This is a genomic window from Acinetobacter sp. 12966, assembly GCF_031196995.1.
Lineage (GTDB): Bacteria > Pseudomonadota > Gammaproteobacteria > Pseudomonadales > Moraxellaceae > Acinetobacter > Acinetobacter geminorum.
Genome location: NZ_JAVIMC010000055.1, coordinates 1 through 16,591, shown reverse-complemented (window position 1 = coordinate 16,591; position 16,591 = coordinate 1). Strand labels below are relative to the sequence as shown.

The 16,591-nt window shown below is 39.4% G+C and carries 8 protein-coding genes and 2 pseudogenes; 5 read left to right on the top strand and 5 right to left on the bottom strand.

Going from position 1 to position 16,591, the window contains the following annotated elements; all coding sequences use genetic code 11:
• The first annotated feature begins 23 nt into the window (after positions 1-23).
• The 4 genes and pseudogenes from RFW85_RS07860 to RFW85_RS07845 all read left to right on the top strand — a co-directional run.
• A complete protein-coding gene (locus RFW85_RS07860; protein WP_309171377.1) occupies positions 24-3,674 on the top strand; it encodes an outer membrane lipoprotein-sorting protein in 3,651 nt (1,216 codons plus the stop codon).
• The gene (locus RFW85_RS07855; RefSeq protein WP_069036568.1) at positions 3,671-4,945 is read left to right on the top strand and encodes a porin; all 1,275 of its coding nucleotides are present in this window, start codon (positions 3,671-3,673) and stop codon (positions 4,943-4,945) included. The genes RFW85_RS07860 and RFW85_RS07855 overlap by 4 nt, the downstream gene beginning before the upstream one ends.
• 53 nt (positions 4,946-4,998) lie before the next feature.
• Complete coding sequence (locus RFW85_RS07850; RefSeq protein WP_069036567.1) at positions 4,999-6,852, top strand: alpha/beta fold hydrolase; 1,854 nt, start codon at positions 4,999-5,001, stop codon at positions 6,850-6,852.
• Positions 6,852-7,211 (top strand): annotated as a pseudogene (locus RFW85_RS07845) (4'-phosphopantetheinyl transferase family protein); the annotation flags it as partial. The gene RFW85_RS07850 and the pseudogene RFW85_RS07845, both read left to right, overlap by 1 nt.
• A 233-nt stretch (positions 7,212-7,444) precedes the next feature.
• Here the strand turns inward: RFW85_RS07845 and RFW85_RS07840 are convergent.
• From RFW85_RS07840 to RFW85_RS07815, 5 genes are all read right to left on the bottom strand, one after another.
• Positions 7,445-8,704, bottom strand: a complete 1,260-nt coding sequence (locus tag RFW85_RS07840) for a type II toxin-antitoxin system HipA family toxin (protein ID WP_057089991.1) — start codon at positions 8,702-8,704, stop codon at positions 7,445-7,447.
• Positions 8,705-8,708: 4 nt separating this feature from the next.
• Positions 8,709-9,011, bottom strand: a complete 303-nt coding sequence (locus RFW85_RS07835; RefSeq protein WP_000364388.1) for a helix-turn-helix transcriptional regulator — start codon at positions 9,009-9,011, stop codon at positions 8,709-8,711.
• A 599-nt stretch (positions 9,012-9,610) separates the two neighbouring features.
• Positions 9,611-12,568, bottom strand: a complete 2,958-nt coding sequence (locus RFW85_RS07825; protein ID WP_025468541.1) for a site-specific integrase — start codon at positions 12,566-12,568, stop codon at positions 9,611-9,613.
• Entirely contained in the window at positions 12,565-14,745 is a 2,181-nt protein-coding gene (locus tag RFW85_RS07820; RefSeq protein ID WP_005249577.1) for a hypothetical protein, read from the bottom strand. Before RFW85_RS07820 ends, RFW85_RS07825 begins: the two co-directional genes overlap by 4 nt.
• The gene (locus tag RFW85_RS07815) at positions 14,742-15,374 is read right to left on the bottom strand and encodes a hypothetical protein (protein WP_227518639.1); all 633 of its coding nucleotides are present in this window, start codon (positions 15,372-15,374) and stop codon (positions 14,742-14,744) included. Before RFW85_RS07815 ends, RFW85_RS07820 begins: the two co-directional genes overlap by 4 nt.
• Positions 15,375-15,520: 146 nt before the next feature.
• On the opposite strand from RFW85_RS07815, the pseudogene RFW85_RS07810 reads away from it, so the two are divergent.
• Positions 15,521-16,461: pseudogene (locus tag RFW85_RS07810) on the top strand (IS5 family transposase).
• Positions 16,462-16,591 lie beyond the last annotated feature (130 nt).

Below are 16,591 nucleotides of genomic sequence, written 5' to 3'. Positions count from 1 at the left end.
AAATATAAGAAGGTAGAACCAATATGGTGACCATAGAACATGCTTTCCTCATACCAGCCGAGATTGACAAGGTTTTTAACTACCTTGCAAACCCGGCGAATGATGCAGGTTGGCAATTGTCGTGTAAGCATTCTGAGCTTCTAGACAGTACTCCGCGTGTGGGTAGTAAGTACGAAATAGGTTTTAGCTTTATTGGTCGTGAAATGTCCTTTAAAGGTGAAATTACACATCTAGTACCGAACGAATTGTATGCGTTTAAAGTAGTGGAAGGACCCTTTCACTACACCGGTACTTACCGTTTCAAACCACATCCGGAAGGTACATGGATTGAATGGGTGTTTGAGGCAGAGCCGGGTAGCTTTTTTGGTGTATTGCCGCCAGCGCTGCTAAAAAAGATGGTACTCGCTCAGTTCAAAAAAGATGTTGATAATCTTGAGGCTCTGGCTCAGAAGGGTGAAGCTTATGAGTCGGTTGACAATGAAAATAAACCAACACATGAGACCAATAAACCACTTCGTAAGACTCAACAAATGATGGAGAAATATGCGCGTTGGATTCTTAGCCATCGTCGTATTGTCTTGACTGTGGTGATGCTCTTAACACTTGCTCTAGCGTATCTGGCATCTGGTGTAAAAATTATTATTGACCCAGATGCACTTGCGCCTAAAGGACATCCTTATATCACCTCGACTAAGCTGATTGAAAAGAAATTCGGCTCCAAATATATGGTCGTGATCGGTATTACACCGAAGCAGGGTGATATTTACCAGCCGCAAGTGTTGGAAAAAGTTAAACGCATTACCGAAGAGGTTGATAATGCACCAGGTGTAGTTCGCTCAACTATGATGAGTCTGGCTGCACGTCAGGTGAAAGGGATCGAGGCTAATTCTGAAGGGTTCGATGCCAAGAAACTATTGCCGAGTAGTGCAGTCACTCAGGAGGATATCGATCACCTGAAAAAACTACTGGCACTGAATCCAACCTATATGAATTCAGTGGTATCTAAAGATCAACGAACTGCTGCAATTTTGCTTGAGCTTGAGGAAAGTCCAGAGGGCTTCCAGAAAATGATGGGCCCAATCAACAAAATTGTAGAGAGCGAACAGTCTAAAGATATGACTATTAGTGTCGGTGGCAATCCTGTGTATCTGGATAAAGCTGAAGACTACTCTAAGCGTATCAATATCTTGTTCCCGATTGCTGTATTAGTGATTGGTTTATTGCACTTTGAAGCATTCCGTAGCAAGCAAGGTTTGATTCTGCCACTCGTTACAGCTTTGTTGGCTGTGGCATGGGGTATGGGCATGATGGGCTTGTTCAAGCAGCCAATGGATATCTTTAACTCGCCTACGCCAATTCTGATTCTGGCCATTGCAGCAGGGCACGCCGTGCAGTTGCTCAAGCGCTACTATGAAGATTTTGATCGTCTGATTGCTCAAGGGATGGAGCCTAAAGCTGCCAATAGCGAAGCTGTAGTGCAGTCTTTGGTTCGTGTTGGTCCAGTTATGGTGTTGGCTGGTGGTATTGCAGCGGCTGGATTCTTCTCTCTGTTGACCTTCAACATTCCAACGATTCGTTCATTTGGTATTTTTACAGGAATTGGAATCATCAGTACGCTGGTGATTGAGATGACTTTTATTCCAGCACTACGCTCAATGTTGCCACCGCCTTCGGCTACAAAGGTCAAACGTAAAGGTTTGCCGATCTGGGATTGGATTCCAAACCGTATTGGTGATGTCATTTTGTCAGTTCGTCCGCGAATGATGTTAATGACTGCAATTGCTGCGATGGGTGTCCTTCTTGCTATCGGCACTAGCCGTATTGTGGTCGATAACGATAGCCGTAATTTCTTCTCTCGTGACCTACCAATGCAGCAAGACGACAGATTTTTAAATCAGTCTCTTGGTGGCACAAACAGCCTTTACATTATGGTTGATACGAAGGTTCGTGATGGTATTGAAAACCCTGAAATCCTAAAAGCGATTGATAATACAGAAAAGTTCGCAAACTCAATTCCAGAGGTTGGTAAAACAATCTCTATCGTGGACTATATCAAACGAATGAATCAGGCAATGAATGCCGATCAGCCACAGGCATTTCAGGTTCCTGCAACCAAAGATGTCGTTGCTCAATATCTGCTGTTGTATTCAATGTCTGGTGAGCCGACTGATTTTGAATCTTACATTGATACCACTCAACGCTATGCCAAGATCACGATTCTTCTGAAAACAGGTAGTAATCATCGAATCAAAGAAATCCTTGAGTCGCTAAAAACGTATATGGCGGGTCAATTGGGTGATAAAGCTGTAGTAAGTTTTGGTGGTGACGTGACGCAAACCATTGCTTTGACTGAAACGATGGTTCACGGCAAGCTCATGAACATTCTACAAATTTCGTTTGCCGTATTCTTTATTTCAGCACTGGTTTTCCGTTCGATTTCAGCTGGTCTGATTGTTCTTACACCACTTCTGTTCTCAATTCTTGCCATCTTTGGCGTAATGGGCTGGCTCGACATTCCGCTCAATATTCCGAATTCCCTTATCTCGGCCATGGCCGTAGGTATTGGTGCGGATTACGCCATCTACTTCCTCTATCGCTTGCGTGAAATCTTGCGCGAAGAAGGGGGCGATATCAAAGACGCTATTCGTAAAACTTTAAGTACTGCTGGTAAGGCTTCGCTTTTTGTTGCGACTGCGGTCGCTGGTGGGTATGGCGTATTGTCTTTGTCGCAAGGCTTCCATGTCCATCAATGGCTCGCAATGTTTATTGTGATTGCAATGCTTTTCAGTGTATTTGCAACCTTAATTATGGTACCTACAATGATTCTGATGTTGAAACCTCGTTTTATCTTTTCTTCAAAGAAGAAGAGCCTTCCTGTTGCACAAACAGTTGTGACAAGCCTTTTGTTGGGTACGGCGCTTACCTTTTCATTGCCTAAAACATCTCATGCAGATGAAGTTCAAGACATTGTTAATCGTAGTAATGATGCCTCTAAGTTCTTATCTTCAACTGCTAGCGCCAAATTTATTTTGACCTCTAAAAGTGGTGAACAACGTGTACGTCTGACTAAAAATATGACCAAACTTGCGGGAAACACTCAGAACAACATGCGTTTGACCGAGTTTATCTCGCCAGCAGATGTACAAGGCACCACAACGCTATTGATTGAGAATGCAAAAGGCAGCGATAGCATGTTTGTCTATTTGCCTGCATTAAAAAAAGTACGCCGTCTTGCATCAGCGAATAAGGGCGATGCTTTTATTGGCACGGACTTTAGTTATGGTGATGTCCTTGGCTATAAGTTAAGTGACTGGAAGTACACGAAACTTGCAGATGGCAAATTTAATGGCAAAGATTGTTACATGATCGAAGCAACGCCAATCAATAATACTGTGAAGAGTGACTTTGGTTATAGCAAACGTCGCATGTGCATACTCAAAGACAACTTTGTTACAGCAACCATCGATATTTGGGATACAGCAGGCAAACCCTTAAAGCATATTGAGTTCACGGATATCCGTCCTTACGGCAAAGTGAAACCAAGATGGCAAGCCATGAAGTCTATGGCGAAGAATCTGCAAACTCAGCATATGACACAAGTGATCGTCAATGATTTTGTCGCAGAAAAAACTTTATCCGATAAGATTTTCTCACCGCAGAGTCTTGAAAAATGACGCAAGGTGCCTATTGGGTATTTGCATGCTGTAGTAGCTTTATGCTACTGCAGCATGCTTATGCAGATGACAACGAAATTAGTTTTGTGAGCCAGAACTCAGCCAGACTCGATGTCTGGTCATCAGATCGGGATTTAAGTTCTTTAAAAAACATTGGGCAAGCAAGTTTCTGGTCCAATGGTACGCTCAAGTTTAACCCTGAGTTCAAGATCCGTTATGACATAAATATTGGAGATGAAACGGACCATACTGTAAACCCAGATCAGGTGAGTAAGGTGAATCGCAACTTACGTGAGTTGTATGTCTCTTACAACTGGGATCAGACATTCTATCTTGATGTTGGGCGTCAGATTGTCGTCTGGGGGAGAGCTGATGGGATTAATCCAACAGATAATCTATCGCCTCGTGACTATACGCGCCTAGTACCAGATGAAACAGATCAACGTCTTGGAAATGATGCAATCAAATTGACGTATATTCCTGAATCTGGAACCAATAAATGGACTGCATTGTGGTATCCGCGTAGTCGTTCAGATGTGATTCCATTGCGTCAGATTGCTGGTGTTCAGTATGACATAGACCGTAAGAGCCGTCCTGCATTTGCAATGCGTTGGGATTATTCCGTAGATGGTCTAGATGTAGGAGCATCGTATTTCTCAGGTTCGGACCATATACCTGATCTGTCAGTTCTTTCAGCGTCTCCAACAGGAGAGGCCACATTGCAGTTGAAAAATAATCCTATGTCTGTCTATGGAGTTGATTTCAGTTATAACCATAACGATATTGTGTGGAGAGGTGAGGCTGCGTATACAAAGACTGACTCAAATGGTAGTGAAGACCTTAACCATAAGAAAAATAATTTAACAGTGGTTATGGGACCGGAATGGTCATTAAAAAATTCTACGCTGAGTTTAGTAGGCGTGTACAAGCATACAGAGGACTTTAAATCTGCCGATAGCCTAACCAATCCATCATTGAGTACAGTTTACCGTTATCAGCAAACAATCAGTAATCAATATGAGCAGGATCAATATGGAGCTATGCTGCGCTATGCACTTAACTTATTGAATGATAATTTGAAATTGGAAGTAACAGGATTCTACTTTGCGCCAGAGTCTAATGAGTTGTTAAGAGTACGTATTAATTACAACCTCGATGATCACTGGCAGTTAAATGCAGGTGGAGATCGCTTCTGGGGTAAAAATGATACGGTGCTAGGACAATTTAGAGATAACAGTCTGGTGTATGCCCAGGTTCGATATAACTTTTAAGATAACTCGTTTCTAAACAATGCTGGAGTGCCCAGCACCTAATAAGGTGATTTATGGATAATTTAAATAACACAAAAAAAGATAATTTTTCACAGAAGACCATATTAGTAACAGGTGCAGCAGGTTTTATTGGCAGCAGATTGATCGTTGAACTTCTGCGTGAAGGTCATCAGGTGATTGCTGCGCTGCGTAATGCCGCAACCAAGAAAAATAAGCTATTAGATTTTATTGCAACCCAAGGGCTAGTCGATCCATCTATTTCGTTTGTTGAATATGATTTAAGCCGCGATTTTAAGCTGGATTCTCTGTTAGCGGATGCTCAGACAAAGATCCACGTGATTTATCATCTTGCTGCATCCTTTAATTGGGGTATTAGCAAAGCTGAAGCTGAGCGTACCAATATTAAGTCAGGGCTTACTTTGATTAAATGGGCTGCCACCTTGAAGCAGCTTGAACGATTTATCTGGATTGGTGGGTATCGTGTGGCTGCTCCGCCGCAAGAGTCGGCTGATGAGTTGTATTGCAAACATGGTGGTTATGAAGCTTCAAAAATTTTAGGTTATCAAGCTTTCATTGAGGCCTGTAAGCGTTTAAATGTGCCATGGACTGCAATAAATCCAGCGACGGTCATTGATGGTTTTTATAACTATGGCGATATGCAATATATCGGTATTGCTGACATGATTGATAAGCTCTATCAGGGACGTCTGCTGGCATTGCCAGGTGGGCGTGACACATTCCTGCCCCTATGCAATATGCAGTATATCGTGAGCTTTTTGATCCGAACGATGTCTTATCCTGAGACCATTGCTCAGGAGTATATGCTGCTTGATCCTGCAACACCGAAATTTCATCGTCTGGTTCACCTCGCTGCCGAGCATTTAGGGGTTAGCTCACCACATTTACAAGTACCCAAAGGTCTATTAGAGAAACTACCTGAGGTATTACTTGATGGTTCCAAAGAGCAACTTTCTTTCATTTCTACCGAGCACTACCATGTTGATGGGGCAGAGGCGATGGCGGCGAAGATGGGCATCACGGACTTGATTAATATCACTCCTTATTTTTCTCGTTGGATTGATCGTTTGGTGCTTACACGATTTGGTCGTATGCAAGTTTCAACACCTAATTCTTTTAGCTATCAAAACCGATATTGGACAGAAATCTATACTAAACAGCCAATTGGTTCAGAAAAATCTTCCGCACTGTTTTTACACGGCATTCCATTTGATAGCACATGCTGGTCTCCAATCATCAATAAAATTACCTATGATCAGGTTGCTATGATGGACCTGCCGGGACTTGGCCGTTCAGGTAGTTATGAGATGATGGAGGATAACAATCATGAATTTATCGACACTGCTGCAAAACTTTTAGCGCCAAATAGTGTGGTTATTGCACATTCGTTAGGTTGTCTCTTTGCATTAAATCTTGCAAAGACATATCCCGAAAAAGTTGCACGCCTCATCCTTATATCACCTTATTTTGTTCAGGCGCAGGCTGCTAAAATGTTTCAGATACAAGCAATATCTAAACTAATTTTCCGTTTTGTGCCAAAAGATGTGATTGCTAAAGACTTGCATCCAGATGGGCAACAGAATCCGGCGGTTGGTTATGCGATGAATTCATTACGTCGAGTGTCGGTAGCCAAGCATATTAGTGAGTATATGCATCGGATTAGTTTGCCAGAACAGCGTGCAATGCAAACGGCTTTACTCAACGAGCTTCAATCTAAAGTCGAGATTATTGTGGGAGAGAACGACCCAATAGTTACATCAATAAATCCTAATATCCCCGTACAAGTTTTTGCTGGCGCAGGCCATAATCCACACGTCACACATGTAGAGGCAGTTTCTGACTATCTCGCACCTGTTCTGATGAAATACAACAGCACTATAGCTTCCTAATGTCTAATCGTGCCCAAGTACGGGTTTATGTCTGCCCAGTTTCACGGGTACCACAAGACCATTTGGTATTGAGCCATTATCTTGGCTTTCTCAGTTTGGCAGAGAAGCTGAGATATGATCAATATCATCCTAAGGCGGCTCGCCTTTTCTTGATCTCTCGTGTCTTAACGAAGTCTGTTTTAGCAGATAAGTTGGGTATTTCACCCCATGAGGTCATCATTCAATTGCAACCTAACGGCAAACCTTTTATACAAGGTGGTAAAGCTGTTTATTTCAATCTTAGTCATTCAGCAGATGTTATTGTTCTTGCAATGACTGAAGAAGGAGAAATGACCCCAACCTTGGCAAGGTCACCGAGATTTATGCCATTAAATGATGTTAACTATAAGTATATGATTTAATTGATTGTGTGTAGTTTTTAGTGGGTTGAAATTTTTAGCAATTTAGATCATTTAAGGGTATTTTGGTCACTTCATATTGGAAATTTTAGTCTATAAAAGTCACCTGTATTTTGGTGCGAATTTTCATGAGAAACAACAACATTATATAATTTAATATAATGATTCTTGATCCTCATGAAATTTTTTTATATTCAATTCAATAAATGAATATTATGCTCAATCCTATTTTGGATCATCTGGAGAGTCTCTGTTTGAATTTGTCCAGGTAATAGATCATGAGCGATATTGCTGAATCGGATTGCAACCTTACAAATCGAGCCAATAATTTCATCGACTTCTTGGGCAGAAAGTTCCGCTTCCTGAGTACCAAGTTTTACAAGAGCTTGTCGAGGAATATCCAGTGCCTCACCCATGATATCCATTTGATGATATCCACCTGGCCCCTCACAGAAAGTAACATCATAAGCAGGGGAGAGTTTCCATTGCCCATTTTGGGACATCAGAAATGAAAAGTTTTTGCAATGATCATCTCGATTATTGAAGACTACATTGAAAACAGCTCGCTTGAATGCAATTGCTTTTTCGCGAACATCATTGGTGCAAAAGTGTGCAGCGCGAAGAAAGTTACTGTAGTCTAAACTCCCTGGTGATTTAAAATCAGCTCCGGTGAAGGCCGCTAAACTTTGCATAGGGATACGCATGCCATCGTGGCGGTCAAATCTCTTTGATGCAAATGCGGTTAATCCATTCGGAAGAGTAAAATATTGAGTGTCAGGGGTATCAATATGACAATGACGCAAACATTCTGCATAAACAGCTTCAATTGCACAAACTTCAGGATGCTCTTGCTGAGCGGGAAATTTGATCAGCCAAGCTTCATGTTGATGTGAGCTAACTGTTGAGAATTCGTTGGTGACAGGATCACGATAGACGAGTGCTTTTGGCCTTGCACCTTGTGGAGATCCACCCATAATTAATAAATGCTGTAAAAATTCTGCACCTTCTCCTTTGAGAACTTGCTGAACTTCTTGAGCGAGTTTAATCAGTGGAGTATTTTCAGTTAATGCTAACTCAGGTGCTGAAGGTTCAAAGGATAATGCCCCCATTGCATGTGTATTAATATACGTGAGTCGTTCTAATGGCCCAATCCGTGCTGGATTGAGTCCATTTTTTTTAAATAAGCGATCCATAAGAAGCATGCCCCAACCATCGGGTAGGGCATCATATATAGGACCTGGCAATCCCATTTGATGTGTAGGAAAGTTCGTTCTTAATGAGTCACCTTTTAATGGAAGTAGGTAAGAGGAAAGTTCTAAACCTTTACTGATCGCTTCTGCACTGTATTCAAAGGCAATTAATGGCCGACCTGTGATTGCGGTTGAGGAGACCAGTGTACCCCAAAGCCAATATTCACCCCATCCATTGTAGTAAACATTAAGTTTTTTGAGCATGGACTTATTTCCTTTTGATACGTTGGCGAGCCGTATTGCTCTCATAGCGGAGAATGTCATTTACACTGTTTAAATGAGGTTTGAAGAGTTCCTCTAATTCTTTTAATCGGCCCAATACCATGGCAACGCGTACTAAATTTTCAAATGAAACATTTCGACCGGCTTCCAGATTAGATACTGTATTCACACTAATACCAGCACGTGTAGCGACGTCTGCCTGAGTCATTTCCAGATAAAGTCGTTCTTTGCGAAGCCTTTCACATAATAACGTGACAACCTCTTCAGGCTTTTTGAATTTTAAATCCATAATATTGGGCCTTATATCTATATATATCTATTAAAACACAAAATAATGGATTTATAGAAATAAACCATTTGATGTAAGGAGGGTGCTTAATTGGCCTGATTAGATCTAATTAGACTAAAAAAGTCTAATTAGACATTTACAATTTAATAGAGTCTAACAACCTGCTTTAAGCTTAATCAGTTTCGCCTGATGTCGCGAGGAACCAGTATTTGCTATCAGGTTAATCTGGAATATTTGGCACAAGTGGTTTGGAGCAATGAGGTTGGGCAGGGTTTTATCTTTTCTGATAACTTATTGGGTACCGATTCACAACTTATTCATCATATTCTGGAAATATTTCTTCAATTTCATTGTGCTGCGGCAATTTATGCTTTTTATTCACTTCGAATTGTAAACTAATACTGCAAATTCTTGTTTAAATGATCATTAAATTTTGTGCTAACTTGGACAGACATTATTTGGCTAGTGGGACAAACAGTTATTGCTCTTTAAGATGATTAATTTTACCACTCACGCTTGGAAGTCTATATTAAATCATTACAGGAATGACTGGTAAACCACGAATAAGAATGCGTGGCAAACTTATCCAATAATTTGCATTAAAGATGAGAAACTATCATCAGATACATCAGTAACTTGAATACCCCAAGTGCTTTTGCATCTTTATCCTTGAAGCAGAACTTAATTCGCCTTTCATTTTCAGTCAGGCTGAAGTTTTCTGCCCGTAATGTTAAATCCTGTAATGTCTTTTTGAGCTCTGTTTTGCTCTGCTGAGAGAGTTCTAAATGAAGATATTTTTTGGGAAATAAGCTATGAATAAAAGAAAGAAGTTTCTTCAGTTGCCGTTTTTCATTGAGTTCAAAAATTAACTGGGCTGAATTGGGCTGAGCTTTTTCAAGATAAATTGAGTAGATTGTATGAAGCTGTTTTTTGTATTTACTTTGTACATTTGCATAACGCTCCTGAACATGTTGAATGACCTTTTTTTCCTCCTGATTGGTTGGCAACATGGTGACCAATGCATTCGGAGTTTTCCTTAAAAAATCTGTGGTAAATAACCTCGATGATTTTTTTTGGTTTACACAGGAGGTTTTCAAATGCTGGGCTTTAGCACGTAATTTTTGCGCGATTTGCAAAGGAATAGTTTCAGGTAACATAAGGTCTTGTTCTTTTTCTACTGCAAGAATGTGATGCAATAATTCAAAAGTCATCTCTGAGTCATGAGCTCCTAGCATCAGTGAATCAGGCGATTTCTGTTGACCTAGTTGAAATTGATGATCATGTTGCCTGTAACGGTCTTTAGTGAGTTGATGAAATAAAAACTGTTTGATCGCCCGCTGCTGAACAGGATATTTAATGGCATCATCATGTTTCAGAATGTTAAAATAGGCTTCTTTAGGAAGCGGGCTGTGCATTTGATTCAGCTGGTAGCTAATTGCTAGATGCATTAAATGCAGATAGCTTGAACAGGTCGTGTCAGGGGTTAGGTGCCCGGCAAAATGAGAAAGTGCATACCAGGTTTGCTGAGTATTTCTGTTTCGCAACAATGCATAACGGATACGTAATTGCTCATGTGGGCTATAGTCAGTAAATGCATCTGAAAGTGTTGAGTTTTTTAAAATCAGGTAAAGATGATTAAATGCAGAATGGCGCAGACTATGGTAAGTAAAATTGTGTTCTCCAAAAACTGGCTGGATCAATTGTTTCAATAGGGAATTCACTTCATTTTCATGAGTTTCTTCTAAGGACTGTTTTAAAAACAGCGGGTGTGCAACTGATTTTCCTTGTTCTTTTAGCAGACGTTTTCTATTCTGACTGTATGTTTTAAATGCATGTAATTCGTCGGCTTTAAGTAGATGATGCAGGGGAATCTTGCGGTAAGCTGAGTAGCTTTTTTGATTTTTATTGCGATTGTTGCGAATGGTGAGTATCACAGCATCTTCACTAATAAATAGATCACGTACGAAGATATTCAATGTTTCATTGATCCGTAGTCCGACTCTGAATCCTAGAATAAAAATCAGTTTAAATATATTTTTATCCTGAATCGAAATATCTTGAGTATTTTCGAGCTGCTCTAGCATGTGGTGAAAAATATGGGGCGAGATCAATGCGGTTCTGCAGATTTTTACCTGGATTAAATTATCTAGATCGATAGTGGGTGCGTTAAAGAATAAGGTCTGTTTGTGATGAAACTCCTGTAGACGTTTTTGTAAAGTCGCTCTAGTTGTTTCTTTCTTTAATAAAAGCATTTCTCCATACAGATCTTCAAAATCAGCATCTGAAAATGATGAAATATCTTTGTCTTGCGTTGCCTGCAGCCAATGGACTGCAAACTGTGAAAACATGGTCTTCAGAGAACTTTGCTTGAGCGGCTGAAAATCTGCACGTATAAGCTTGCGCTTAAATCGTTGCTGCTGCTGAATAATATGATTGAGAAGGTCCAGTTGAGGTTCCGTTAATTTTGAGCGTAGAATGCTCCACAGCAGCAAACGTTCCAAGGCTGAAGATTGTTCTCTGGCATATAATTCTATGAGTTGATCGCTATAGTTTTTTGCACGAATAGCTTGACGTATTTCTACTAAAATATCGGCAACATCTAATGCAATAGTGACTTTAGACTGGTCTTGAGGGTTTTCATAAACTTCCTGAATCGTATGGGTAGGCGTGGGTTCAGGCTGAATAAAATAAGCTGCTAATTGTTTTTCGAGAGGACTGGAACTGTAAATTTCATTTTTTAAGATACAAATGGACATTTGATCCAGTCCACTGTTTTTTAGGAACTGTGTGTAGTAAAAACCATATTTTAACAGGTCTTTATAACGTACCTTTTCCTCAGGAAAGCATTCGATGATGCAAGTGTTGATCACTTGTTCTGCGTCATCAATATCTGAAAATAAATCAAATTTTTGATGTTTTAGTCTGTAGATCCAGCATTTCACAATATCGTTTAACACAAACGTTTTTGTATAGCTCACTGAAAAATTCAGGTTATTTATACGCTGATTACCGAAATGCCGGTTCGGGATCTCAAGTGAAACAATATGATTTAGGTTTGAAAAGCTTTGAAATTTCTTAGTTTTTAAAATGATTTTTAAAAACTTTTGTAGTTCGTTCTCATTATAAATGCCATTAAATAATATTGTGCTGATCAAACAAAAAGCGAGGGATTGAGTTGGACTGAAGTCATTATGTTCTGTCCAGTGAGCAATCAAATTTTTGGCAAATTGAGTCACCCTTTTACCATGTTTTAAAGTCTCAATATTTTGTTGGGGTGGGGGGCTTTCATGACGAACAGGTGTTGCAGGAATAGGGTAGTTTTGATTTGATAAACGATTAAAACGCTTGATATATTTCGCGAATTCTAAGCGTGCCATTTTATGACTACGAGTATTAGATTTGTACTTTTCCAAAAGTTGATTATCGACTTGTCTATATACATCGGAATAGTTTTCAGGTGTAAGCTCTAGGCATTTCTCACTAAATAATTTAAGAAGAAATTCCTTATTTTTTATAAGTTTTTTTTGTCGTTTTAGGGAGTGTGGATGTCTGCTCATTTAATCATGATCCCGTTGAATGTCGACATACTTTTAAGCTCTAATATTTCAATTAGCTTATCTTGTGCTGTTCTGATTTGATCGTAATCAGTCGCCTGAAAAGCTGAATAGCGGTCAAACAGTCCCTGCATTGCTTCGTCATGACCAAAGATGCCTTTAACTACATCTTCATTGCAGTCTTGTGCAAAAAAATAACGAGCAAAGTGGCGGGTCCAATTGCGCTGAAGGGCTATTTCTGTACAGTATTTTTGAATATCAGAAAGTTCTAAATTTCGGATATATCCTTGTGGATCGTAAAATAATAGAAAGGGGCGTTCACCCTCGAAGACCTCATGGATTGCTTGTACTTGTTCATTGGACAGATAGGCTTTTGTGAGGTAGAGAAAGTGTTTTAAATATTTTAGGTAATGCTGTATTTCATCACGAAGATAATCGTTAAACGGTAGATATCGTCCAATGGTGCCCGAATAACGCTGCTCTTTATCTGCAACAGCCATCAATTGATTGTCGAGGTCAATATAATCTAGATTGGGCGGGAAGGACTCACTTGGTCGTGCTGACGTTATCAGCATGCAAATATGCCATAGCCAGATTGAATAATATTTTAAAGTCTCAAAAGGATTCGGATGTTCCCTCACTCGTTGGTCAAGCTGGTGAAAAAATGATTTAACAAATGGTAGATTAGGTGTCTGCTGACTACCAAAAGAATGCGGGTTACTGAATTCTTCAAGATATTCAGTTTCCAGCTGAGGAACAGTCAAAGTTAGAATTTGAGTATAAATATTAATAATATCCACGATTTGTGTTGAAGAGTAATGGCATGGAATATAGTGCTGAACACTTTCTCCATTAAGCAATTTGCTTTCCAGTTCATACTCAAGTTCATTCAATGCAATATCACTGAGTAAGCGCGGAAGATTTTGTGTTGTTAACTGGAAGGTCAGCCCTTTATTAATTTTTTGTAAATACTCCTGTATCTTGGAATCAATCTCAACACCATCCATTTTTTTCAACTGACTTAGATTTTCCAGATAATATTGAGGCAGAGGAATCGTAAAAGAATTCACGGTATTCAACCGATGTTTTCTTAAAACAAAATCCTTGAATTTAGAGACTTCAAAGCTTTGCTTAAAGAAACATTTTTGGGGTTGCAGTGATACTTCTTTGTTTTTTGTACTGACTCGTAAATTTTTTTGAAATACCGGCAGATCTTTATAATGAGTAAGACTGAGGACTGAAAATAAAAGCAGGGTATGAATTGGAGAATTTTCTGCCTGTTCTAATAAAATTTGCATAATGTACTGTGCGGTAGGCAAATCGAAGACCCGAGGATTCGGCTTGCTCATTAGCTCATTCTTGTTTTGATGCAGAATTTGATTTTTGAGATTATTGATCTGAGCTGTGATAGAACATTGCTCTAGTGAGTTAAATTCAAAATTATGATCTTCAACTTTTTCTATAGTTTTATCTTCGCGTGGTTGTTTAGCTGTACCTTGTTCAAAATGAGTCTGATACGTTTGTTCATCATCGAGAGATATTCTTGATATCTTTTGAACATCAGTTTGAGGAGCTTCTTTGGCACCTGAACTGCTTTGGCGATTTCGTTTTAAACGTTCAGACTGAGTAAAGACATATTGATAGATGACACGTAGATTTGCCAGCTGGCCAATTTGTTTTTCATCTAAATTTGGTGTGGAGCGGTTAAGTAACTCTCTATTCTCTGTTTCAGCTTTATTTAAAAACTTAAGAAGATCCTCCAACTCAATAGGGAGAGGTGGTAATAAGTTATAAAGCCAATGGTATTCCTGTTTTTTGCTGGCTAAACGAAAACGTCTACAGAGGTTAGCTACAGTGGCTGCATGTTCTTTGCTATCAAGCAATTCAATACATCGAGTATTAAAAATGGCCCATTTCAGGGCATTAGCTTGATATGCTGAAGGCGTATTAATGACTGCAATAAGATAATGAACGAGAGGATATTCACTGATTGATTGTTCTACAAGTTTTTGATTTATAATATTGTTAAGTTCAATAATTTTAGTAGGTTTAATGAACTCATTGAGTTTGATAGAATCCTGATAATTTTCCAGCTTTGCTTCTGCTAGTGTTTGATAGAATTCTCGAAACGGCTCAAGCTTTAATTCTTGAGTATCTTCTAAGTAACTATATCCGTTCATGATGATATTCCAGCCAGAATTTTTTCTAATGAAAGTGGACCAGCATAATTTGAAATAGGACTTACTGGACTTTTGGATTTAGACAGCCCTGATAATTCTCGTAGATGATTGATAGTTAGAACTTCCTGACCGAAAACTTCCTGAAGATGTGCGGCTAAGTATTGTTCATTTAGCCAATGTGCGATGATATCTAAGCCATGAATTGAGTGATGTAATCCGGAACATAGTAATGCCTTTACTTCGCTTAAAGCCATGATAGTGAATTCGTAGGAATTATTTTTTTCATAAGCTCTAAACGTAAATTCAGTTTTATACTTATTGTAAAAATAAGCATAGATCCAGCTGAAATGACTACTAAAAAAATAGTGATCAGCTTTGTCTGTTGTCAGAAGAGGAATTTCGATATTCTGTTTAAAAGTTAAATTCAAGTGATAGTTTTGCTGTTTCTCATTAAGCTGAAAAAATAGAGCAATCCAGATTTGGTAGGCATGCATACATTTTGGATAACACATTAATTGTAAGTTTTTTGAAGATACACGATGACTTTTAATAGCTTTTTTTTTATAGACATATGCTGATGTCTCCCCATATTTATGCCAAGTGGCTGAAAAATAAGCTATAATATTCACGTATTTTTTATAGGAGAGTCAAGGGTTGCGCACCCTATATTGTGTTAATAAATTGTAAATTTCACTATATATAGTGTTTTTAATCTTTTTAGGGCTTTGTTGCACAAACCTATCTGTAAAGGCTTTTTCAGCGATATAATTTTCAAATGAAGAAGCCTACACACAAAATCTACCGCACAACCAATTGGCCCGCATATAACCGAGCACTCATGAGTCGCGGAAATATTGCCATTTGGTTTGATCCTGCTACGCAATGGTATGCGCCATCAAAAGGCAAACAAGGGCGAAATCAAATCTACTCCGACGCAGCTATCCAATGCTGCTTAATGATTAAATCCTTATTCCGTCTGTCTTTACGTATGGTTACTGGCTTTGTGCAAAGTCTGATTAAACTTTGCGGATGAGCAGCCCCGAATATCAGTGATATTCTTACACCACGCTTTGTAGAAGACAAAAGCATATTGATATTGTAATCAGCTACCAAAAAAGTAGCGATGGGCTGCATCTACTCATGGACTCTACAGGGATGAAGTTTCTAGGTGAGGGCGAATGGAAACGCAAGAAACATGGACCTGAATATCGTCGCCAATGGCGTAAACTACATATTGGTATAGATGCCAAAACCCTACAAATACGCGCTATTCAGCTCACAACCAATAATGTCAGTGATTCACAGGTGCTTGGTGATTTACTTAATCAGATTCCACAAGATGAGCGGATTGATTCTGTTTATACCGATGGAGCTTATGACACCAAGCAATGCCGTCAGGTCATTGCAGATCGGCAAGCGCATGCGGTGATTCCACCTAGAAAAAATGCGAAACCATGGAAAGATACAAAGAGTAGCTCGCTAGAGCGAAACGAATGACTTCGAACAGTTACACGTTTAGGCAGGACACTCTGGAAAAAATGGTCAGGCTATCATCGGCGAAGTTTGGTTGAAACTAAGATGCATTGCATCAAATTATTAGGAGATAAGCTCAGTGCAAGGAGTTTTGATAGCCAAGTGAATGAGATCCATGCACGTGTAGCCGTCCTTAACAGATTTACGGAATTAGGTCGACCACTTACCCAAGTTACGCCTTAAATTTGGCTCAATTAGGGGCGCTTTGCATTTCAAATCTTTGTGCAACAAAGCCACCTTAATAACGGATTTGTTTAACGCCAGCATACTTTTTGAAACACCACCCAACTTGGGGTGGTGTTTCAAAAAGTAT

Excerpts from the sequence above, each read along its gene's own strand:
- RFW85_RS07860 (WP_309171377.1), top strand. The coding sequence starts at position 24 with ATGGTGACCATAGAACATGCTTTCCTCATACCAGCCGAGATTGACAAG.
- RFW85_RS07855 (WP_069036568.1), top strand. The coding sequence starts at position 3,671 with ATGACGCAAGGTGCCTATTGGGTATTTGCATGCTGTAGTAGCTTTATG.
- RFW85_RS07850 (WP_069036567.1), top strand. The coding sequence starts at position 4,999 with ATGGATAATTTAAATAACACAAAAAAAGATAATTTTTCACAGAAGACC.
- RFW85_RS07840 (WP_057089991.1), bottom strand. The coding sequence starts at position 8,704 with ATGCTCAAAAAACTTAATGTTTACTACAATGGATGGGGTGAATATTGG.
- RFW85_RS07835 (WP_000364388.1), bottom strand. The coding sequence starts at position 9,011 with ATGGATTTAAAATTCAAAAAGCCTGAAGAGGTTGTCACGTTATTATGT.
- RFW85_RS07825 (WP_025468541.1), bottom strand. The coding sequence starts at position 12,568 with ATGAGCAGACATCCACACTCCCTAAAACGACAAAAAAAACTTATAAAA.
- RFW85_RS07820 (WP_005249577.1), bottom strand. The coding sequence starts at position 14,745 with ATGAACGGATATAGTTACTTAGAAGATACTCAAGAATTAAAGCTTGAG.